This window comes from Mesorhizobium sp. B2-3-12, assembly GCF_006442205.1.
Lineage (GTDB): Bacteria > Pseudomonadota > Alphaproteobacteria > Rhizobiales > Rhizobiaceae > Mesorhizobium.
Genome location: NZ_VFVR01000011.1, coordinates 26,310 through 46,785, shown reverse-complemented (window position 1 = coordinate 46,785; position 20,476 = coordinate 26,310). Strand labels below are relative to the sequence as shown.

18 protein-coding genes are annotated in these 20,476 nt (G+C 65.0%); 4 read left to right on the top strand and 14 right to left on the bottom strand.

Annotated elements, in window-relative coordinates; translation table 11 throughout:
- Positions 1-16: 16 nt before the first annotated feature.
- The 3 genes from FJ948_RS25740 to FJ948_RS25730 are packed head-to-tail and all read left to right on the top strand — an operon-like array spanning position 17 to position 3,679.
- A complete protein-coding gene (locus tag FJ948_RS25740; protein ID WP_140709411.1) occupies positions 17-283 on the top strand; it encodes a sarcosine oxidase subunit delta in 267 nt (88 codons plus the stop codon).
- Entirely contained in the window at positions 280-3,153 is a 2,874-nt protein-coding gene (locus tag FJ948_RS25735; RefSeq protein ID WP_140709409.1) for a sarcosine oxidase subunit alpha family protein, read from the top strand. The genes FJ948_RS25740 and FJ948_RS25735 overlap by 4 nt, the downstream gene beginning before the upstream one ends.
- Positions 3,146-3,679 carry a hypothetical protein gene (locus FJ948_RS25730; RefSeq protein WP_140709407.1) on the top strand — a complete coding sequence of 178 codons (534 nt, stop codon included), beginning with the start codon at positions 3,146-3,148 and terminating at the stop codon, positions 3,677-3,679. Before FJ948_RS25735 ends, FJ948_RS25730 begins: the two co-directional genes overlap by 8 nt.
- 16 nt (positions 3,680-3,695) lie before the next feature.
- Here FJ948_RS25730 and FJ948_RS25725 read toward each other — a convergent pair whose 3' ends face one another.
- The 14 genes from FJ948_RS25725 to FJ948_RS25660 all read right to left on the bottom strand — a co-directional run bounded on the left by FJ948_RS25725 (position 3,696) and on the right by FJ948_RS25660 (position 19,446).
- A complete protein-coding gene (locus FJ948_RS25725) occupies positions 3,696-4,181 on the bottom strand; it encodes a hypothetical protein (RefSeq protein ID WP_140709405.1) in 486 nt (161 codons plus the stop codon).
- 129 nt (positions 4,182-4,310) lie between these two features.
- Complete coding sequence (locus FJ948_RS25720; protein ID WP_140709403.1) at positions 4,311-5,558, bottom strand: SfnB family sulfur acquisition oxidoreductase; 1,248 nt, start codon at positions 5,556-5,558, stop codon at positions 4,311-4,313.
- A 24-nt stretch (positions 5,559-5,582) separates the two neighbouring features.
- Positions 5,583-6,374: an ABC transporter ATP-binding protein gene (locus FJ948_RS25715; RefSeq protein WP_140709401.1), complete on the bottom strand. Its 792-nt coding sequence runs from the start codon at positions 6,372-6,374 to the stop codon at positions 5,583-5,585.
- 66 nt (positions 6,375-6,440) lie between these two features.
- Positions 6,441-7,778, bottom strand: a complete 1,338-nt coding sequence (locus FJ948_RS25710; protein ID WP_140709399.1) for an ABC transporter substrate-binding protein — start codon at positions 7,776-7,778, stop codon at positions 6,441-6,443.
- A gap of 72 nt (positions 7,779-7,850) precedes the next feature.
- A complete protein-coding gene (locus FJ948_RS25705; RefSeq protein WP_140709397.1) occupies positions 7,851-8,891 on the bottom strand; it encodes a branched-chain amino acid ABC transporter permease in 1,041 nt (346 codons plus the stop codon).
- Positions 8,892-8,894: 3 nt separating this feature from the next.
- The gene (locus FJ948_RS25700) at positions 8,895-9,794 is read right to left on the bottom strand and encodes a branched-chain amino acid ABC transporter permease (protein WP_140709395.1); all 900 of its coding nucleotides are present in this window, start codon (positions 9,792-9,794) and stop codon (positions 8,895-8,897) included.
- Positions 9,791-10,744, bottom strand: coding sequence for an ABC transporter ATP-binding protein (locus FJ948_RS25695; RefSeq protein WP_140709393.1), 954 nt, complete (start codon positions 10,742-10,744; stop codon positions 9,791-9,793). Before FJ948_RS25695 ends, FJ948_RS25700 begins: the two co-directional genes overlap by 4 nt.
- 117 nt (positions 10,745-10,861) lie before the next feature.
- Positions 10,862-11,965 carry a dimethylsulfone monooxygenase SfnG gene (sfnG, locus tag FJ948_RS25690; RefSeq protein ID WP_140709392.1) on the bottom strand — a complete coding sequence of 368 codons (1,104 nt, stop codon included), beginning with the start codon at positions 11,963-11,965 and terminating at the stop codon, positions 10,862-10,864.
- A gap of 161 nt (positions 11,966-12,126) precedes the next feature.
- Positions 12,127-13,575 (bottom strand): FAD/NAD(P)-binding protein, encoded by a 1,449-nt coding sequence (locus tag FJ948_RS25685; RefSeq protein WP_140709390.1) that lies wholly within the window; start codon positions 13,573-13,575, stop codon positions 12,127-12,129.
- Positions 13,572-14,759 (bottom strand): FMNH2-dependent alkanesulfonate monooxygenase, encoded by a 1,188-nt coding sequence (gene ssuD / locus FJ948_RS25680; protein ID WP_140709388.1) that lies wholly within the window; start codon positions 14,757-14,759, stop codon positions 13,572-13,574. The genes FJ948_RS25685 and ssuD overlap by 4 nt, the downstream gene beginning before the upstream one ends.
- Before the next feature lie 229 nt (positions 14,760-14,988).
- Positions 14,989-15,924, bottom strand: coding sequence for a sugar ABC transporter substrate-binding protein (locus tag FJ948_RS25675; protein WP_140709386.1), 936 nt, complete (start codon positions 15,922-15,924; stop codon positions 14,989-14,991).
- A 32-nt stretch (positions 15,925-15,956) separates the two neighbouring features.
- On the bottom strand, positions 15,957-16,952 hold the full coding sequence (locus FJ948_RS25670) for an ABC transporter permease (protein WP_140709384.1): 996 nt from the start codon (positions 16,950-16,952) through the stop codon (positions 15,957-15,959).
- Complete coding sequence (locus FJ948_RS25665) at positions 16,952-17,947, bottom strand: ABC transporter permease (RefSeq protein WP_224536585.1); 996 nt, start codon at positions 17,945-17,947, stop codon at positions 16,952-16,954. The genes FJ948_RS25670 and FJ948_RS25665 overlap by 1 nt, the downstream gene beginning before the upstream one ends.
- The gene (locus FJ948_RS25660; RefSeq protein WP_140709383.1) at positions 17,944-19,446 is read right to left on the bottom strand and encodes a sugar ABC transporter ATP-binding protein; all 1,503 of its coding nucleotides are present in this window, start codon (positions 19,444-19,446) and stop codon (positions 17,944-17,946) included. Before FJ948_RS25660 ends, FJ948_RS25665 begins: the two co-directional genes overlap by 4 nt.
- 334 nt (positions 19,447-19,780) lie before the next feature.
- On the opposite strand from FJ948_RS25660, the gene FJ948_RS25655 reads away from it, so the two are divergent.
- Positions 19,781-20,455: a GntR family transcriptional regulator gene (locus tag FJ948_RS25655; protein ID WP_140709382.1), complete on the top strand. Its 675-nt coding sequence runs from the start codon at positions 19,781-19,783 to the stop codon at positions 20,453-20,455.
- The last annotated feature ends 21 nt before the right edge of the window (positions 20,456-20,476 follow it).

Here is a 20,476-nt window from a genome sequence, read left to right as displayed (position 1 = left end):
ACCAGGACTAGCCGTCATGCAGCTCTTTCCTTGCCCGTTCTGCGGCCCGCGCGACGAGACCGAATTCCACTATGGCGGCGATGCCGGCAATGCCAGGCCGGACGGCGGCGATGTGCCGATCGATCGCTGGGCCGGATATCTCTACCTGCGCTCCAATCCGAAAGGCGCGGCGCGCGAAATCTGGGTGCATATGAACTGCGGCGAGTTCTTCGTCATGGAGCGCGACACGCTTACGCACACAGTCCTCTCGTCGGCCGAGCTCGGCGGGGAGCATGCGGCATGACCGCGTCGCGCCTTGCCACCGGCGGCAGCGCCATCGACCGCTCGCGCCCGCTGCGCTTCAGCTTCGACGGCACAAGCGTGGACGGCTTTTCCGGCGACACCATTGCCTCCGCGCTGCTCGCCGGCGATGTCGCGGTCGTCGGCCGCAGCTTCAAGTACCACCGGCCGCGCGGCATCTGGGGTGCCGGCGTCGAGGAGCCCAACGCGCTCGTCGATATCGGCGGAGCGTCACCGAACACACGCGCGACGACGGAGCCGGCACGCGAGGGGCTGGTGGCGAAAAGCGTCAACGCGACGCCCAATGCATTGAGCGACCGCAACGCCTTCCTCGACCGCTTCTCGCGGTTCATTCCGGCGGCCTTCTACTACAAGACCTTCATGTGGCCGGACTGGCACATGTTCGAGCCGCGCATCCGTGCCATGGCCGGACTGGGCAAGGTCGACACGGACTGGACCTCGCAAGGCACATCAGACCAGATCAATCATCATTGCGACGTGCTGGTGGTGGGCGCCGGGCCGGCCGGACTGGCGGCGGCAGGGCTTGCGGCCGGAGCGGGGCTGTCCGTCACGCTGGTCGACGACCAGCGGAAGCCGGGCGGGTCGCTCGGCCACCGGGCCAGCGAGATCGACGGCAGGCCGGCTGCCCTGTGGATCGAGGAGACGCTCGCGGCGCTTGTCGGCGGCGGCCATCTGATCCTGCCTTCGACCACCGCCTTCGGCATCTACGACCATAATTTGGTCGGGCTGAACCAGCGCCATTTCGATGGCCGGCCCGATACGCTGTGGCGGGTCAGGCCACGCCGGATCGTGCTGGCCACCGGCGCCATCGAACGGCCGCTGCCTTTCGCCAGCAATGACTTGCCCGGTATCCTGTCGGCCGATGCTGCGCTTTGCTATCTCAGGCACCACGCGGTGCTGGCCGGCCGCCGCATCGTCGTCGCCACCAACAATGACAGCGCCTATGAAGTGGCGGAGGCGGTCGCCGACGCGGGCGCCGAGGTCACACTTGTCGACATCAGGCGCGACGGCATGCCAGACGCCAAGGTGCGGACGATCAAAGGGCGTGCGCTGGCCTCCGCCGCCGGCAAGCTGCGCGTCGAGGGCGTGACGCTGGACGACGGCACCAGGCTCGATGCCGATTGCGTGCTGGTCTCGGGCGGCTGGACGCCGACCATCCATCTCTTCGGCCAGGCCAGGGGCAAGCTCGCCTGGAGCGAGGCGCGCGCCGCCTTCCTGCCGGGCGACCCGGTCGAGTGCATTTCGGTGGCAGGCGCCGCCGCCGGCGCGGTCTCCCTGTCCGACGTATTCGCCGGCGCGGAGAGAGCCGTCGCATCGCTCGGCCAGGCGAAGGTGGCGGCCCCGCGCAGTACCGGGCCGGAAACGACAGCCGGCATCGTAGCCGCCTGGCCGGTGCCAGGCTCAAAAGGCCGCGTCTGGATCGACTACCAGAACGACGTCACGGTGAAGGACGTGGAACTGGCGGCCCGCGAAAACTTCGTCTCGGTCGAGCACCTGAAGCGCTACACCACGCTCGGCATGGCGACCGACCAGGGCAAGACCTCCAATCTGCCTGGCCTGGCACTGATGGCCGGCATCACCGGCCGCACGGTGCCGGAGGTCGGTACCACCACCTATCGCCCGCCCTTCACGCCGGTGCCGTTGGCAAGCGTTGCCGGCGCGCGCGTTGGCGAGTTGATGGCGCCGGTGCGGCGGCTGCCGCTGGAGAATGTGCACCGCGCCAGCGGCGCCGTGTTCCAGGAATATGGCGGCTGGCTGCGGCCTGCTCATTATGGCGGTCGTGGCGCCGATGCGGACCGCGCCATCCAGGACGAGGCGTTGCGCGCGCGCCAGTCCGTCGCGCTGTTCGACGGTTCGACGCTCGGCAAGATCGAGGTGATCGGGACGAAGGCGGCCGAATTCGTCGATTTCCTCTATTACAACACCATGTCGACGCTGAAGCCGGGCCGCTGCCGCTACGGCTTCATGCTGTCGGAGAACGGCGTGGTCTTCGATGACGGCGTGCTGGTGCGGCTGGACGAGCATCGCTTCGTCGTTTCGTGCTCGTCCTCGCATGTCGCCGCCGTGCATGCCCGGCTGGAGGAATGGCGCCAGGATCGGTTCGGGCGCAACGCCGTCTACATCCACAACGCCACATCGGAGATGGCGACGCTGACGGTCTCCGGACCGAATGCCCGCAAGCTGCTCGAAACCGTGGGATTTGGGCTTTCGCTCGACGATGCCAGCCTGCCGCATATGGCGATCGGCCGCGGCGTCTATGCCGGCGACGAGGTCCGCATTGCCCGCGTCAGCTTCACCGGCGACAGGAGTTACGAGATTTCGATCCGCGCCGATCGCGCCGAGCCGCTATGGGCGCATCTGCGTCAGGCCGGCCAGAAGTTCGATGCCGTTCTCATCGGGCTGGAAGCACTGATGATCCTGCGTGCCGAGAAAGGCTTCATTGTCATCGGCAAGGACACTGACGGCACCACGCTGCCGCATGATCTCGGCAGCGAAGGGCCTCGCGCCAAACGCCAGACCGAATATGTCGGCCGCCGTTCGCTGTTCACCGAAGAGGCGTCGCGCGGCGACCGGCTGCAGCTTGTCGGCCTGACGGTGCCGCGAGGCGAAGCGCCGCTGCCAACCGGCGCGCATGGCATCAAGCGGCGCGATGGCAGGCTGTACAGCCAGGGCTTTGTCACCTCCAGCTACCAGAGCCCCACCCTTGGCCAGCCGATCGCGCTTGGCCTGATCGAACGGGGTGCGGCGCGGCACGGCGAAACGATCGAAATCCAACATCTCGGCAAGCATAGGTCGGCAACGATCGCCGCCCCTTGCGCCTACGACCCGGCGGGAGGCCGGCTCAATGCGTGATCTCGCGGAAAAATGGTCTGCCGCGCCCGACTGGCAGTCGGCGACCATCAATGCACCCGGCTTCGTGATGAGCGCTGTCCTCGGGCTCGACCAGCTGCTGGTCAGTGGCGACCTCGACCCCTGGGCGCGCCTGTCCGGCATGGAGGGAACTGGCGTGGGTGCCTTTGGCGCGGCTCAGGGTGACCGCTATGCCGCGCGGCTGGCGCGCGACCGGCTGCTCGTCGTGTCGAACGCGCCGCTCGCCATTGCCGCCGGTTGGCACGCGGAAGGCTTCGCGGTGACGGCGATCAGCGCCGGGCTGCAGGTGTTCGAGGCCGAAGGCCCGGCGCTCGACGCGTTCATTGCGCGCGGAACGACGCTCGATCCCAGGCAGTCAAGCGCGAGCGCCGCACTGTCCTTCGCCGGCATCAGCGCCATCGTCTATCGCCATGACGGCAAGTTGCGCATCCATGTCGATCGCGGCCTTGCAGCCTATCTCTGGACATGGATGGAGCAGGCCGCCGGCCATATCGCCGCCGACGATTAGCTGGCGATGATCACGCTCAGAGCGTGAACGACCAGAACAGGCAGGCGAGCGTCGCGGCGGCGAAGACCACGAAGAACAGGCTGCGCAGCAGCACGTTGCGGCGCAGCTCGTTCATGACGAAATGGCTGCCGATGATGGCCACGGCAAACAGGAAGCGCCAGTTGAGCAGCGCTCCCAAGACTCCGCTCTGGTCGAAGGCCCATCTTGCCAGTAGGCCGCCGACAATGGTCGCAAACAGCACGATCACCGTCCAGAAGATCGCATCGGCGGCATGGGTGAGCACGATGCTGGCGGCCCTTATCGGCAGGATCATCATCAGCATCGCGCTGAAGAAATAGACCGCCGCCAGCGGGATGAAGGTCGCGGCATCGGCAATGCCGTCCAGGCGCCTTACACCGATCGCGCCATAGGGATAGCCGTGCCTTGCCACCGCCAGGCTCAACGCCATGAGCAAGCCGGTCAGCACGGCGACGAGTGCGAAGGATGTGAGGGCTTTGCTCATGATGTTCCTGTCCCGGCGAATCAGACAGGAACCGGTGTAACCGACGGTCGTAAATTGCGGGTAAGCTTTCCCCGCCGCCGGCATCCCGAAAGGGATAGCGGGCGGCGGCGCCGACCGCCGTTGGACAAATCAGCTCCAGGCGTGCAGCGGCGGATTTTCGCCATTGAGGAAATATTTGCCGAGGATCGAATATTTCCAGCGCACCGGATCGTGCAGCGTGTGTGTGCGGGCGTTGCGCCAATGGCGATCGAGATTGTGCTCGGCCAGTGTCGAGCGCGTGCCGGCCAGTTCGAACAGCTTGTTCGTCGCGGCGATGGCGACCTCGGTCGACAGGATTTTTGCTTCCGCGGTGACGATCTGGGCGTGCGCGACGGTCTCGGCGGTCGGCTCGGCGACCGCGCGGTCGATGGCATGGCCGGCCTTTTCGAGCAGCGCCTGCGCCGCGTGAAGGCGCAGCGTCAGGTCGCCGACCGCCTGGATGGTGTAGGGATCGTCCCAGGCATTGTCGACGCCGCTGTCGATCCAGGCGCGGCTCTTCGTCCTGACGAAGTGAACCGTCTCGTCGATCGCGGCCTGGGCAATGCCGGTGTCCACCGCCACCTGGATGATCTGGAAGATGGCGCCGTCGGCGGTCGGTCGGTCATAGCCCTTGTAGCCGGGCACCAGATGGGTCTTCGGCACCTTGACGTTGTCGATGATCACGGTGCCCGACAGCGTGGTGCGCTGGCCGAAGCTCGACCAGTCGTCGATGACGGTCAGGCCCGGCGCGCCACGGTCGGCAATGGCGTACCAGGCTCGCCCCTCGTCATCGAGCGCGACGATCGGCACCAGATGGGCGAGCAGCGCGCCTGAGGAATAGAATTTGCGGCCGTTGACGACGACATGGTCGCCGGCGTCGGTGAAGCGGGTCTCGAAATCGGCGGCGCGCTTGGAGCCGAATTCGGAAAAGGCGTTGCCGAACCGGGTGCCCTTCAGCGCTTCGGCAAACAGCAGCCTCTGCTGCTCGATGTCGGAGACGGTGCGGATGGCGGCGACGACGCCGAGATGGTTCTGCGCGACCTGGCCGATCGAGGAATCGGCCGCGGAGATGATCTCGATCACCTTGGCCAGCGTCGCATAGGAAACTTCCGGCCCGCCGAATGCCTTGGGCACGTTGATCGACCACAGGCCGCTCTGTGAAAAGGCATCGAGCTCGGCAACCGGCCAGATGCGCTCGCGGTCGCGCTTGGACGATTCCTTGACGAATTCGGCGGCAAGCGCATGGGCGACGGCGATCGCTTCGGCATCGTTCTTGATGATATGCGCCGGCGCCGATGGCCTTGCGACAGGCGGGACGGCGGCGGAAGCATGGTCGGTCTTGACGGTCGAGACGGTCATTTCACTGCTCCTTCAAATTTCGGTTCAGGCAACGGCATGGAGATGCGATGGCTTGGCGGCGGGCGACGGCTGCTGGCCAAGATAGAGCGCCCTGATATCCTCGCGCTGGCGAAGGTCGGCGGCTGTGTCGGAGAGCACGGAGACGCCGTTTTCGAGCACAGTGGCGTGATCGGCATAGCGAAGCGCTACCGCCGCGTTCTGCTCGGCGACCAGGATCGACAGTCCGGTCTCCCGGTTGAGCTTTCTCAGCGTCTGGAAGATGTCCTGGACGATGAGCGGGGCGAGCCCCATCGACGGTTCGTCCAGCACCAGCAGACGCGGCCGCGACATCAACGCCCGGCCGATCGCGGTCATCTGCTGTTCACCGCCCGACGTCAGGCCCGACGAGGTCCGGCGCTTTTCCTTCAGACGGGGGAAATAGGAATAGATCCGTTCGAGATCCGCGTTGATCTCGGCGCGGCGACCGCTGCGGCCGATGCCACCGGCGACCAGGTTTTCCTCGACGGTGAGGCTCTTGAAGCAGTGACGGCCTTCCAGCACCGGCACCAGGCCGGCGCGCACCAGATCGCCGGGCTTGCGGCGCGCGACATCCGAGCCATCATAGCGGATGGTGCCGGCGTTGATCTGGCCGCGCTCGGCCGGCAGCAGGTTGGAGACGGCTTTCATTGTGGTGGTCTTGCCGGCGCCATTGGCGCCGAGCAGCGCCAGGATCTCCCCGCGCCTGATCTCGAAGCTGACGCCATGCAACGCCGTGATGGCGTTGACATAGGTGGCGTGGACCGCGTCCACGGCCAGAATGATGTCGTCGTTCGGCATGGCTGTTCCCGTGCTTTGCGGATGCGCCGGGCGCCGAGGACGGTGTCCACGGCGCCCGCCCGGAAATCAGTTGGTGGTCACTGCGTTGGCGTCATCGGCGGTGCGCAGCTTGATGCCCTTCTCCTTGGAATAGGCCTCCGCCGACTTCTCGATCATCGGCCGCAGCAGCGCCCAGTCCGGCGCGATCCAGTCGGAGACGACATTCCACTTCTTGCCGTCCCACTGCTGGAAGGTCACGTAGCCCTCGCCCTCGTGGTTGTCCCAGCTAACATTGATCGAGTGGAACAGGTCCTTGGCCCCGAGCGCCTCGACCTTGGCCGGGTCGAGCTTGAGGTGTTCGAAGCCCCAGCGGACTTCGTCGCCGGTCAGCGTGCGGTGGCCGAATTTCTCCTGCGCGACGCGGATCGCCTCGACATTCAGGATGCCGTTGACGATGCCGAGATTGTGGTAGACCGAGCCGATGCGCGACTTGTCTTCGAGGTTGCCCTTGCCCGTGCCGTAGACGGTCTTCACGATCTCCTGCACTACCGGGTAGCTGTTGCCCGACGCCTGAGTGGTGATGGCGGTGTAGCCCTTCGCGGCGTCACCGGCGGGGATGACGTCCTCTTCCGAATTCGACCAGACATTGCCGACGATGTGGTCGACGGGATAGCCGACCTTGACGGCCGTCTTCAGCGCCACCGGGTTCATCACCCCCCAGCCGCGCAGGACGACGAAATCAGGCTTGGCGCGGCGGATGGTCAGCCACTGCGACTGCTGTTCGTTGCCGGGATGCGGCACCTCGATCTGCTGCACGGTGAAGCCGTATTTCTGCGCCAGCAATTCATAGATCGGGATCGTTTCCTTGCCGTAGGGCGAGCCGTGATAGAGCACGACGATCTTCTTGCCGTTGAGCTTGTCGATGCCGCCCTCCTTGGAGGCGATGTAGTTCACGATGCCGGAAGTCTCGCTGTAGGGGTTGAGCAGCAGCGGGAAGACATAGGGGAAGACGCGCCCGTCGGTGGAATCGGTGCGGCCATGGTTGACCGTGATCAGCGGCACCTTGTCGGCGGTGATGCGGTCGATCATGGCGTAGGCGATGCCGACCGAGAGCGGGTTCCAGGCGGCGGCACCAGCATGGCTCTTCTGGCGCTCATAGCATTCGACGCCGCGCTCGACCTCGTACTGGGTCTCGCACTCGTCCCAGGTCAGCTTGACGCCGTTGACGCCGCCGTCGCGGATGTTGATGAGGTTGAGATAGTCGATGAAGCCGCCGAAGAAGCCGGTGCCGCCGGCCGCATAGGGCCCGACGCGATAGCTCTGCAGCGGAAAATACTGTTCGTCGGCGTGGGCTGATGGCAAGGCCACCGACACGATCATCGCCGCGGACAAAGCCGCCGCCTTGATGGTGCTGAGGAACGTCATGGCTAGGGTACTCCCGGTATGGGCCGTCTTGCGTTCGGCCACTGGTTCATTTTCAGGCGTGAATGCGGCGGCTTAGGTCGATTGCCAGGCGAACAGGAGCCGTCTTCGGATCCTGTCCCACAGGGCCACCAGCCCATCGGGTTCGAGGATCAGAAACAGGATGATGAGGGCGCCCAGCACGATGCGCTGGCTCATGTCGAGCACGCCCGAGTCAAAGACATCGCCAAGCAGGAAGCCACTAAGGCGCGATAAGCCAAGCGGGAACACGACGATCAGGGCGGCGCCAAAGAAGGCACCACGGATAGAAGCGAGGCCGCCGATGATGATGATGAACAGGATCTGGAACGAGCGGTCGAGGTCGAAGCCATCAGGCTCGACTGTCCTGAGATAGGCGAAGGCCCAGATGACGCCGGCGACGCCGATGATGAAGGAAGAGATGGCGAAGGCAAGCAGCTTGGTCTTCAGCACCGGGATGCCAATGATGCGGGCGGCGGTTTCATTGTCGCGGATGGCGATGAAGTTGCGGCCGGTCTGCGAGGACACCAGCCGGTAGGCGAGGAAGGTAAGGATGCTGACGATGGTCAGCGCGAAGAGATAGCGGCCGACGGCGCCGTCCAGCGCAAGGCCACCGATCGACAATTTTGGTGCGTCTATGACGCCAGACGCTGAGTTGTTGGAGAACCAGCTGAACTTGGTCAGCGCCCACTGCACGAAGAACTGCGCGGCTAGCGTCGAAACCGCGAGATAGAAACCCTTCAGCCGCAGGCTCGGCAGGCCGAAGACGATGCCGATCGCGGCGGCGACGATCCCGGCCAGAAAGATGCTGCCGATCAGCGGCAGGCCTTCGACCCGCAGGTTGAAATTATAGGCGGCGAAGGCACCGGCGGCCATGAAAGCGGCGCTGCCCAGCGAGACCTGGCCGGCATAGCCGGTGAGGATGTTGAGGCCGACACCGGCGAGCCCGAGCGCCAGGAAGGGCAGCAGGATGGCCTCGAACAGGTAACTCGATCCGATGAGCGGCACGACGCCATAGGCGACGGCGAGCAGCAGCACGGGCGCGATCCATTTCGGCAGCACCGGTGCGGTGGAGAAGTCGGCTGCAATGGCGGCCATGGCTCAGACCCTTTCCACGAGCTTCTGGCCGAACAGGCCGGAGGGACGGATCAAGAGGAAGACCAGCGCTACGACATAGGCGAACCAGCTCTCGATGCCGCCGCCGAAATAGTCGCCGATATAGACCTCGGCGAGCTTCTCGCTGGCGCCGACCAGAAGCCCGCCGACAATGGCGCCAAGGATGGAGTCGAAGCCGCCCAGCACCAGCACCGGCAGCGCCTTGAGCACCACCAGGGACAGCGAGAACTGCACACCGAGGCGGGCGCCCCAGAGCAGCCCCGCGACCAGCGCGACAAGACCGGCCGCCGCCCAGACAGTCGCCCAGATCAATGGCAGCCTGAGGCCGACCGCAAGTGCTGCGAACTGGTCGTCGGCGACGGCGCGGAAGGCGAGGCCGATGCGGGTGTAGCGGAAGAAGAGCGACAGAAGGAGAACCATGCCGGCGGCAACCACGGCGGCAAAGATGTCGAACTGGCTGATCAGCACGCCGCCGACTTCCAGCGGCACGTCCTCGATGCCGAGGTCGAGGCCGTGGACCTGCGTGCCCCAGATCAACTGGGCAGCGCCCTCGATGATGTAGGAGAGGCCGAGCGTCGCCATGAACAGGGTGATCGGCGGCTTGTTGGTGAGCGGCCTGAGCACCGTGCGCTCGATGACGATGCCGATGACCACCATGATGGCGAAGGTGGCCGCCAGCGCCAGCGCGAACGGCACGCCGCGTTCGACAAGGCTGACGAAGGTGAGCGCGGCGAACAGCAGCATCGCGCCTTGCGCGAAATTCAGCACGCCCGAGGTTTTGTAGATCAGCACGAAGCCTATCGCGACAAGCGAATACATGACCCCGGACAGTAGCCCGCCGACGAGCACCTCGATGAAGAACTGGTAGTCGAAGTCGGCGATCATATGCCCGCCCTTGCTTCATCACGGGAGAGGGCCTCATTGTCGGAGGCGACGCCGAGATAGGCGTCGATGACGCGCTGGTCGTTGCGGACCTCGTCGGGCGTGCCGTCGGCGATCTTGCGGCCGTAGTCGAGGACGGCGATGCGGTCGGACAGGCCCATGACGACGCCGACATCATGCTCGATCAGCACGACGGTGGTGGAAAAACGGTCGCGCGCGGCGCGCACGAAATCAGCCATTTCGCTTTTCTCACCTGGTGTCATGCCGGCCATCGGTTCGTCGAGCAGTAGCAGGCGCGGCTCGGCGACCAGCGCGCGGGCGAGTTCGACCCGCTTCTGCAGTCCATAGGGCAGCGTGCCGGCAAGACGATCGCGAACGGCGGTGAGGTCGAGGAATTCGAGGATCTGGTCGGTGCAGCTCAAGAAGTCGTATCGTTCGCCGCGCGATCGGCCAATGCCGAGCACCTGGCCGGCGAAGTTGGAACGGACCTTGTAGGCGAGGCCGGAGCCGACATTGTCGAGGACGCTGAGGCCCTTGAACAAGGCAAGGTTCTGGAAGGTCCTGGCGACGCCGAGATGCGCCAGCCGCTGCGTCGGCACCTGGGCATAGCCGACGCCGGCGAGCCGGACCTGGCCGCGATCCGGGCGGTAGACGCCGCTGATGACGTTGATCAGGGAGCTCTTGCCGGCACCGTTTGGCCCGATGATGGCACGAATCTCGCCTGACCGGACCGACAGGTCGATGTCGGCCAGCGCGACGACACCGCCGAATGCCAGGCCGATGCCGTGAAGCGACAGCAGCGGAGCAGCTGCATTGGCAGTAGATCCGGCCGCCCCAGCGTCGCCTTCGGACAAGTGTGCAGGCTGGAGCACGGAGGGCAGGCCGCGCGCAAAGACTTCCGGCGCGTAGACCGAGGCTTCCATCGCTCCTAAGGCATAGGTGGGCAACGGCATTCCAATCGTCCTCGATTTCGCCCGCAGGCGCACGAATTCTCGATGCCGCCCGAAAGGATCGAGCGCGCTTGAAAACCTGTGCTGGCCGGGCAACCCGACCAGCCTTGGGGCAGATGGTTATTCGGCGGCCAGCGACGCCGCCTGCTCGGCGTTTTCCAGCTCGCGAACGAGCGGGATGACATGCTTGCCGAAATACTCGACCTCTTCCTGGAAGTGCAGGAAGCCGAGCAGGATGAGATCGGCGCCGGCGCGCTTCAGGTCGACGATGCGTCCGGCAACCTGTTTCGGCGTGCCGATCAGGTTCGACCGAAAGCCGTCATTGTACTGGACGAGGTCGTCGAAGGAGGATTTCGCCCAATTGCCCTCGCCTTCCGGCGAGGACTTGCCGGCATTCTTGACCTCGTGGCCGAAAGCGTTGACCGCTTCCGGATTGGCCTTGGTGATGATTTCGACAAGCACCGCCTTGGCCTCTTCCTCGGTCTCACGCACGATGGCGAAGGCGTTGACGCCGACCTTGACGGAATGGTTGTTGGCCTTGGCCTTGCCCCTGATGTCGTCTACCTGCTTGGCGATCTCGACCGGTGTGTTGCCATTGGTGAAGTACCAGTCGGAGACCCGCGATGCCATGTCGCGCGCGGCGCGCGAGGAGCCGCCCTGGAAGATTTCGGGCAGCGGCTGCGGCGGCTTCGGCTTCAGCGAGTATTCGTTGAAGCGATAGAAATCACCACGGAAGGTGAAGCTGTCTTCAGTCCATATTCCGCGCAGCGCGCGGATGAATTCCTCCGAACGGCGATAGCGCTCGTCATGATCGAGCCAGTGCTCGCCGATGGCATGGAACTCGCCACGGAACCAGCCGGAGACGAGATTGACCGCGACACGGCCATTGGTGAGGTAGCTGATAGTGGCGAGCTGCTTGGCCGCCAGCGCCGGATTCCACGGACCGGGCAGGATCGCCGCGATCACCTTCAGCGTCGTGGTCGCCGCCAGCAGGTCGTGGCTGAACGCCACCGATTCATGCTGCTCGTCGGCACCGTAGCCGGCGGTGAAACGGATCTGGCTCAGCGCGTAGTCGAAGCCGGCCTTTTCGGCGATCTGGGCAAGCTTGCGGTTGTACTCGGCCGAATGGTTGGTGCGCTGCTCGATGTTGGAAATCACCAGGCCGCCCGAAACATTGGGCACCCAATAGGCGAATTTGACCGCGTCGGTTCCTGCATGTGCCATGAACTGTCTCCCATTCAGGCCGTTGATCGACCCGGCCTCGGCCGGATGTGGCCCATATTTATTATGTTTATGGAATTTATATACAAAGGTGGTTTTTCCGTTTTTAGCGCGCTTGCAGGACGGAAATTCCAATTTTTTACAGCCGCACCGGCTTTCGGTTGTCAGTGCGATGCGGCGTTGACGTTGGTTGCCTTGTCCAAGGGAACCGCATCGAGCAGCTTGGCGACTTCAGCGGCGACCAACTCGGCGTGACGGGCGACTTCGGGCAGGCCCATCAATTCGCCGAATGTGCCGCGCGCCAAGGGGCCGGCAACGAAGAGCCCGGCAGAAGCCCTGCCGTCCCGGCCGACGGCGCGGCTTTCCAAACTGGTCTCGATACCGAGCCCGTAGGCATCGACCTTGATCAGCCCGGCTTCGGCCAGCGACTGCAAAGCCGGATTGGACTGGAGGGCCTGCGCATGGGCTGGACCCGTCGTGTTGATGACGGCGTCGAAGCGTGCCGTTTCGATCCGCGTCTGTCCGCGCCGTTGGAAGCTGGCCGCGAGGCTCTCGCCCTCGTCGTTCGACGCGACAAGCCTGGCGGCGATGGTGTCGAACGTGCCGTCCGTCTGGCGGCGGTCGAGCACGGCGGCTACCTGCGGTGCGATCCTGAAGCGATGCACGTCCCAGAATACGCGTAACTGGCGGACCAGCCTTGCCCGCTCCGGCGGAGAAAGGGCCGCCCACAGCACCGGTCCCTGCAGGCGCAGCTGGTCGAAGACCGACTGCCAGTTGAGACCGGCATCCCGCGCCGCCGCGAGTGTCGCACGAATGGTCTTCAGCAGCGCAAGCGCCGTCGTGGCCGGCACTGACGCAAAGTCACCGAAGGGCTCGCCCCTGACAGCGGGATGGCCGCGCGAGCGCAGCCCGCGGCGCGACAGGACCAGGATACGGCCGCGATGGCCCCGTCGGTCAAGCTCCGCCACCATGTCGGCCGATGTCAGCCCGGAGCCGACGATCAGGACGGACGCCTCCGGCTCGATCCCGGCAAGTGCCGACGGTGCGTAGGGATCGGCGATGAAGCCGGGAGCTTCAACCAGGGAGGCAAGTGGAGATGGAATCGCCGGCAGAGGATGCGTGGCGGCGAGCACGACGATGTCGGCCGCGACAGGTCCGGCCGAGGTCTGCACAGTCCAGCCCGCGCCATCGGTCTCTCGTATTACTCGCGTGGCCTGAGCTTCGACATGGCGGACAGCGCCGGAGTCGAGCCAAGGTGCAAGGTGGGCGGCGACATAGCGGCCGAACACGCGCCGGCGTGGAAACACATCGCCGTTTTTCCACAGGGCATCCGGGTCCCGTTCCATTTCACCACTGCCGGCCAACCAGCGCGCAAAATGCTGCGGGTCTTCGGGAGCCATGCTCATTCTGATGGCCGGGACGTTGACCCGGTGCGACGGCTCTTCGCTGGAATAGGCAAGACCACCGCCGAGCGCGGGGCGCGGCTCGATGACCGAGATCGACAGCACCTCCGGCCGATTTGCCCGCGCAAGGTGCCAGGCCAAGGCGGCACCGGAAAAGCCGCCGCCGAGGATGGCGACGCGCAATCGGTGGGCCGGGGGCAGCGCGTTCACGAGGCGCTGGCGAGCGACTTTGGCCCCAGTGATTTGGGCCGATGGTCGCCGGCGATGGTCTCGCCGAACGGTCCGGTGTTGACCGACGAGCTGGCCGACTTGACCGGATGATCGGTCGGCAGTCTCGGCAGCACCAGTTCGCCGAAGCGATAGGCTTCCTCCAGATGCGGGTAGCCGGACAGGATGAAGGTGTCGATGCCGAGCCGCCGGTATTCGTCGATGCGCTCGGCGACCGTGTCCGGGTCGCCGACCAGTGCGGTACCAGCGCCGCCGCGCACCAGGCCAACGCCGGCCCACAGATTGGGCGCGATCTCGAGCTTGTCGCGGCTTCCGCCATGCAGAGCGCTCATGCGCGCCTGGCCGACCGAATCCATACGGGCAAAGACTTTTTGGGCCGAAGCGATGGTCGCGTCGTCGAGCCGGCTGATCAGGCCGTCGGCGGCGGCCCAGGCCTGTTCGGTCGTCTCGCGGGCGATGATATGCAGGCGGATGCCGAAGGAAAGCTTGCGGCCGGCCTTCTCGGCCAATTCGCGCACGGCGTCGAGCTTGCGTTCGACGTCGGCGGGCGGTTCGCCCCAGGTCAGGTATTTATCGATTTCCTGCGCCGCCACTTGCGATCCGGCGTCCGACGAGCCACCGAAATAGAGCGGCGGATAGGGCGTCTGCACGGGCGGAAACAGCAGGCGACCGTCCTCGATGCGGAAATGCTTGCCCTGGTGCTCGACCGCTTCGCCGCTCAGCACACGCTTGTAGATCTGGAGGAATTCCTGCGTCACCTCATAGCGCTCGGCATGCGAGAGAAAAATGCCGTCGCCCTTGTTCTCCAGCGGATCGCCGCCGGTGACGACGTTGATCAGCAGGCGGCCGTTGGAGATGCGGTCGAGTGTGGCGGTCATGCGCGCGGCAAGCGTTGGGGACTGCAGGCCGGGCCGCACGGCGACGAGGAAGCGCAGGCGCTCGGTCAGCGGCGCCAGTGCCGAGGCAATCACCCACGAATCCTCGCAGGCCCGGCCGGTCGGCAGCAGCACGCCGTAATAGCCCAACGTGTCGGCGGCCTTTGCGACCTGTGTCAGATAAGGCAGATCGACGGCCCGGCCGCCTTCCGTCGTGCCGAGATAGCGGCTGTCGCCATGCGTCGGCAGGAACCAGAGAACCTTGATCCGGTCAGGGATATCGCTGCTCATGACCCGGCTCCCGCTGTCAGGCGGCGGTGACCGGCTATGTCCGGTGCGATTTCAGGCAGGCGTAGAAGGTTGGGCATGGCGGAGTCCGGTCCGGAAACAGATCTCCGATGCAGATTGCTTATTCTACAAATGCTGTAGAGTTAGTTTATTCCAAAGATGCCACCCAAACTGGAAAATTCCTCCTCGACGGCAGGGTCGGCCCGTCATGCCGGGCCGACCTTTTGCCTCGTCAGAACGCCGGCTCGACCGCGTTGACGTTGTCCTTGGTCACGACGGTCAGCGGGATCGGCAGCCGGTCCTTGACCTCCTTGCCGTCGATGATCTCGGCCATGGTGTTGATCGCCAGGCGGCCGTCCTCGACCGGCGACTGAACGATGGTCGAATACATCTCGTTGGTGCGGATCGATTCGAACGCGTCCTTCTGGCCGTTGATGCCGACGATCGGTGGCGCCGCCTTGGACGGGTTGGCCTCCTTCCAGGCATCGATGAAGCCACGCGCCATGGTGTCGTCATTGGCGTAGACGCCTGATATCTGGTCACCGAAGCGGGTGATCAGGTCGCGGCTCACGACCAGCGCCTTCTGCTGGTCGAAGTCGGCGTTGACGGTATCGAGCACCTTGATGTCGGCGTTGGTTTCCTTGAGGCGGTCGGTGAAGCCGCTGACACGGCCGATCGTCGTGCCGTTGCCGGCCTGGCCGGCGATGATGACGACGGAGCCCTTGCCGCCAAGCGCCTTGCTCAGCGAATCCGCCGCCAGCTTGCCTTCCTCATAGACGTCAGGTCCGGTGAAGGACTTGATGAACGGCTTGGCGTCGTCGCTCATCGGCGAATTGATGAGGATCGCCGGGATGTTAGCCTGCTGCGCGCGGGCCAGACCGGGGATGTAGGCCTGCGGGTCGAGCGGCCACAGGATGATGCCGTCGACCTTGCGCGCCACGCAGGTGTTGAGCTGCTCGGTGCCCTTCTGGACATCGAAGTCCTGGCTGAGGCTGAGGATATCGACGCCGGGTTCCTTGGCGCGGGCCTCGAGCGCCTTGTTGGCCGGCGTCGCATAGGCATGCGAATCCGCCGCCGTCACGTAGCAGACCGTCTTGGCACTGGCCCAGCCTGTCGACGCCAGCAACGCCACGGCGGCGATCTGCAGCATGCTTCTCTTGCCAATCATGTGTTTCCTCCCAATCATGCTTTTCCTCCCAATCATGTGTTTCCTCCTTGAGTGATTGGATTGTCGCGAACGAGCGCGGGGCGCGTGCCCGGAGCCCTCCCCTTGGTAGTAACGGCCCGATCGAGCACGACGAGCAGGATCAGGATGAGCCCCGATACGACCTGCTGGACGTATGCGGGAACGGACTGGAACTCCATCGCGATGGTCAGCGAGCCGATGGTCAGCACGCCGCCTAGCGTGCCGAGCGCGGATCCCCTGCCGCCTCCGAGGCGGGTTCCGCCGACGACGACCGCGGCAATGACGGCGACCGTCAGTTCCGAGCCGAAGACGGGCGAACCGGTGTTGGTGACGAGGCTCTGGAGAACCCCGGCCAGGCCGGCAAGCGTGCCGGCAAAGACAAAGCCGAGAAAGACGATGCGGTCCGAGGCGATGCCGCTCTCCTTGGCGGCCGCCGGATTGGAGCCGACGGCAAAGACGTTGCGGCCGGGGATGGTGCGCGTCAGCCAGACATGCAGCAGCACGATCAGGATGATGAACAGCGCGCTGCGGATGGTGAAGACATCGAGATAGATCTTGGCCAGCGCCAGCGACAGCATGATGTCGGCGCCCGAAACCGGCTGGCTGTTGGTGATCCAGTGCGCAAGCGAACGGAAGATCAGCATCGTCGCCAATGTCAGGACGAGGGAATTCACCTTCAGCCCGACGACCAGCGCGCCGTTGATGGCGCCTGCCAGCATGCCGGCCAGGATGCCGACGATCGCGGCGGGCAGGATGCCGATCTCGCGCTGCAGGATGACGGATACGATGCCGGCCAGGGCAAACACGGCGCCACCTGAAAGATCGATCTGGCCCGCGATCAGAAGCACGGTCAGGCCGATGGCGATCAGGCCGATCGTCGCGGCGCGGTCGAGGCCGAGGCCAAGGGTCGATGCGGAGAAATAGCCTGGAACCACCAGTGCGGAAATGATGAGGGTCAGGCCGAGGATGATCACGACCCTGTGCCGCGAGGCAAGCGCCAGAAACCGCATCACGCCACCCCTCGCTTGCGCAATGCCGCATCCATGCCGACGGCCCCGACAATCAGGATGCCGAGGACAAAACCCTGGATCGGCGTGCGCACGCCGCCGAGCACCATGACGTTGGTCAGAAGCTGCACGAAGATCAGGCCGGCGATCGCCCGCGGCACGGAGCCAAAGCCGCCGATGATCGACACGCCGCCCACCACCACCGCGGTGATGGCGCTGAATTCATAGCCGGCGCCGATGAGCGGCCGTGCGCTCTGCAAAGTCAGGCCGAGCAGGCCGCCTGAAATGCCGGAGGCGAGCGCCGTGATGACGAAGGCGCCGGCCTTGACGGCCTGCACCGGCACCGCGCTTGCCTCGGCGGCGCTGTAATTGCCACCGGTGGCGAGCGTCCATCTGCCCCAGAAGGAGCGCGACAGGACGAAATGGCCGATGAGGGCAATGAGCAGGAAGATCAGCACCACGACCGGGATGCCGAACAGGCGGCCCTTGGCGAATTCGGCTGAGGCCGGATTGCTGCCATAGACGATGACGCCACCGACGGCGGCCTGCACGATGCCCAGCCCGATGGTGCCGATGCCCAGCGTGGCGATGATGGGGTTGATGCCGACATAGCCGACCAGCACGCCGTTGAGCAGGCCGATCAGGCCGGCGAGGCCCACCGCCAGGACGAAGGCCGGCAGCGGCCCGATCATCGGCTGCAGCCCGAGCGACAGGATGGCGCCGCAAGCAATGGTGGCCGGCACGGACAGGTCGGCCAGGCCGCCGACCACCAGCACAAAGGTCATGCCGACGACGACGATGCCGACGATGGACATCGAGGTCAGGACATTGAGCAGATTGCCTGAGGTGAAGAAAGCCGGGCTGACGAAGGAGCCGTAGAGCATCACGGCCAGGATGGCGAAAGCGAGTCCCGCCTTCGACAGGGCGTCGACAAGCCTGCTGCCGCGCGTAAAACGGTCGGGGGTGACGCCGCTGATCTCCATGGCCGCGTCGGTCACGCCATTTCCTCGCCGGTCGCCAGAGCCATGATGCGCTCTTCGCTGAGTTCGGCGGGCTCCAGCGGCTCGCAGGCATGTCCGTCGCGCATGACCACGACACGGTCGCAGACACCCAGGATTTCCGGCAGTTCCGAGGAGATCATCACCACCGCCATGCCGCCGGCCACGAGCTGGCCGATGATGTTGTGGATTTCGGCCTTGGCGCCGACATCGACGCCGCGCGTCGGCTCGTCGAGGATCAGCGCCGACGGCTTGGCGGCAAGCCATTTGGCGATCACCGCCTTCTGCTGGTTGCCGCCGGACAGGAGGTTGATGCGCCGCTCGCCGTCGGGCGGCGAAATGGAAAACTGCTTCACATAGTCCGCCGCCAGTGCCCGGTCGGCGCCGCGCTTGATGCGCCCGAAACGGCTGAGGCGACGCAGGATGGGCAGGCTGATGTTTTCCCGGATCGACATGCCGGGCACAATGCCGTCGCCCTTGCGGTCTTCGGGAACATAGGCGATCCCAGCCTTGACCGCCTGCGACGGAGAGTTGATCGAGACCTTGCGTCCGTTGACGCTGACCGTGCCCTCGACCAGCCGCGACAGGCCGAAGATGGCGCGCGCCACCTCGGTGCGGCCGGCGCCAACCAGCCCGGTCAAGCCCAGTATTTCACCGGCCCGCACATCGAAGCTGACATCGCGGAAGCGCGTGCCGTCGCCGATGCGCTCGACACGCAGCACCGACTCGCCGATCTCGGCCGGACTTTTGGGGAAGACGTTGCTGACCTCGCGGCCGACCATCAGCCTGATCATCTGGGCGGCGGTTATGCCTTCGGTCGGACGGGTCTCGATCATGGAGCCGTCGCGCAGCACGGTCACCTCGTCGGCGATCTCGAGAACTTCCTTCAGCCGATGGCTGATGTAAATGATGGCGATGCCGTCATCGCGCATCTTGCGCAGGATGCGAAACAACGCCGCCGTTTCATGTTCGCTGAGGCTCGATGTCGGCTCATCCAGGACGATGATCCGGGGCTGGGCCGCGTAGGCCTTGGCGATTTCCACGAGCTGCTGCTGGCTGATCGACAGATTGCCGAGCCGCTCGCGCGGATTGATGGCGGCGCCCAGTTCGTCGAGGACGGCGGCGGCCTTCCTGACCATCTCGCCCTTGCGCAGAAAGCTCCATCTGCCGGGCATGCGGCCGAGATAGACGTTTTCGGCAACGGTCAGGTCGGGAACCAGATTGATTTCCTGGTGCACCATGCGGATGCCGAGCGCCTGGGCGTCGGCCGGCCGGCGCATGCGCACCTCGGCGCCGCCGACCTTGATGGTGCCGCTGGTCGGTGCATAGGAACCGTTGAGCACCTTCATCAGCGTCGATTTGCCGGCGCCGTTCTCGCCCACGACCGCGTGCACGGTGCCGAACCTGACGGCGAAGTTGACGTCGGACAGGGCCTTCACGCCCGGAAAGGTCTTGCTGATGCCTCTCATGTCCAAGGCGCAGTCGGCGGCGGCAGTCATGTCTGGCTAGGTTCCTCCCTGGCAGGGCGGCCCGTTGTCCTCGGCATTGGGCAGCATTGTTATTTTAGTATTCTTCCTCGGTAAAAAGCGAACCAAGGGTGGCCCGGAACGCTCGCCTCGTGGCATGCGACTTGGTTCAGGACCTCATTTTGCCGATCAAATTCCGATTGTCAGATCGACTATTGCACTAATATAACAGTTCTGACAAGCTGGATTTCATGAACTTATGCGACCACTCCGTTCTCGAAGGACGTCACCCCTCGCATCGGGTGCATTCCGATTTACATTCTAATATAATCTGATCATTTCCAGTGAACGAAGCTACGGATTTGCCATGGACCTGGACCCTTCGACCCTCAATCGGGCTCTGCCGCTGCGCGATCAAATCTATCAGAAGATCCGCAACCTGATCGTCGTCGGGCAGATGAAGCCGGGGGAAGTGATCAATGAGGTGGCGATCGCCGAAGCGCTCGGCGTTTCGCGTACTCCGGTGCGCGAAGCGGTCAAGCGCATCAGCGACGAGGGCCTGGTGAAAATCCTGGCGCAGACCGGCACCTATGTCGCGCCGATCAGCCGCGCCGACCTCGAGGAGGCCTATGTCATTCGCCGGGCGCTGGAGATGGAGAGCGCGCGACGCGCGGCCGTCAAGCTCACACCGGCATCGGCCGAACTGCTGGAGGACAATATGGCGGCGCATCGGCTTGCCATATCGCGCGGCCGATATGCCACCGCGATCCAACTCGACGATGTCTTCCATCGCACCATCGCCGAAATCTGCGGCCTGCCGATGATCTGGCGGGCCGTCGACATCTCGAAGGCACAGATGGACCGCGGCCGTTACCTCGCCATTCCGAAGCCCGGCTATGGCGAACAGACGATCGAGCAGCACGAAGCCATTCTCGACGCTCTGAAACGACACGATGCCGAGGGCGCCGCACAGGCGATGGAGCACCATCTCGAAACCTCCTTCCGCAACACGCTCGAAGTCGCCGCCGACCTTCTCGGCTGAAGCGATCGGAAACGCCACGGC

What these genes read in the sequence shown, in the direction of transcription:
- FJ948_RS25740 (WP_140709411.1), top strand. Translation starts at nt 17, where the DNA reads ATGCAGCTCTTTCCTTGCCCGTTCTGCGGCCCGCGCGACGAGACCGAA.
- FJ948_RS25735 (WP_140709409.1), top strand. Translation starts at nt 280, where the DNA reads ATGACCGCGTCGCGCCTTGCCACCGGCGGCAGCGCCATCGACCGCTCG.
- FJ948_RS25730 (WP_140709407.1), top strand. Translation starts at nt 3,146, where the DNA reads ATGCGTGATCTCGCGGAAAAATGGTCTGCCGCGCCCGACTGGCAGTCG.
- FJ948_RS25725 (WP_140709405.1), bottom strand. Translation starts at nt 4,181, where the DNA reads ATGAGCAAAGCCCTCACATCCTTCGCACTCGTCGCCGTGCTGACCGGC.
- FJ948_RS25720 (WP_140709403.1), bottom strand. Translation starts at nt 5,558, where the DNA reads ATGACCGTCTCGACCGTCAAGACCGACCATGCTTCCGCCGCCGTCCCG.
- FJ948_RS25715 (WP_140709401.1), bottom strand. Translation starts at nt 6,374, where the DNA reads ATGCCGAACGACGACATCATTCTGGCCGTGGACGCGGTCCACGCCACC.
- FJ948_RS25710 (WP_140709399.1), bottom strand. Translation starts at nt 7,778, where the DNA reads ATGACGTTCCTCAGCACCATCAAGGCGGCGGCTTTGTCCGCGGCGATG.
- FJ948_RS25705 (WP_140709397.1), bottom strand. Translation starts at nt 8,891, where the DNA reads ATGGCCGCCATTGCAGCCGACTTCTCCACCGCACCGGTGCTGCCGAAA.
- FJ948_RS25700 (WP_140709395.1), bottom strand. Translation starts at nt 9,794, where the DNA reads ATGATCGCCGACTTCGACTACCAGTTCTTCATCGAGGTGCTCGTCGGC.
- FJ948_RS25695 (WP_140709393.1), bottom strand. Translation starts at nt 10,744, where the DNA reads ATGCCGTTGCCCACCTATGCCTTAGGAGCGATGGAAGCCTCGGTCTAC.
- sfnG (WP_140709392.1), bottom strand. Translation starts at nt 11,965, where the DNA reads ATGGCACATGCAGGAACCGACGCGGTCAAATTCGCCTATTGGGTGCCC.
- ssuD (WP_140709388.1), bottom strand. Translation starts at nt 14,759, where the DNA reads ATGAGCAGCGATATCCCTGACCGGATCAAGGTTCTCTGGTTCCTGCCG.
- FJ948_RS25675 (WP_140709386.1), bottom strand. Translation starts at nt 15,924, where the DNA reads ATGATTGGCAAGAGAAGCATGCTGCAGATCGCCGCCGTGGCGTTGCTG.
- FJ948_RS25670 (WP_140709384.1), bottom strand. Translation starts at nt 16,952, where the DNA reads ATGCGGTTTCTGGCGCTTGCCTCGCGGCACAGGGTCGTGATCATCCTC.
- FJ948_RS25660 (WP_140709383.1), bottom strand. Translation starts at nt 19,446, where the DNA reads ATGACTGCCGCCGCCGACTGCGCCTTGGACATGAGAGGCATCAGCAAG.
- FJ948_RS25655 (WP_140709382.1), top strand. Translation starts at nt 19,781, where the DNA reads ATGGACCTGGACCCTTCGACCCTCAATCGGGCTCTGCCGCTGCGCGAT.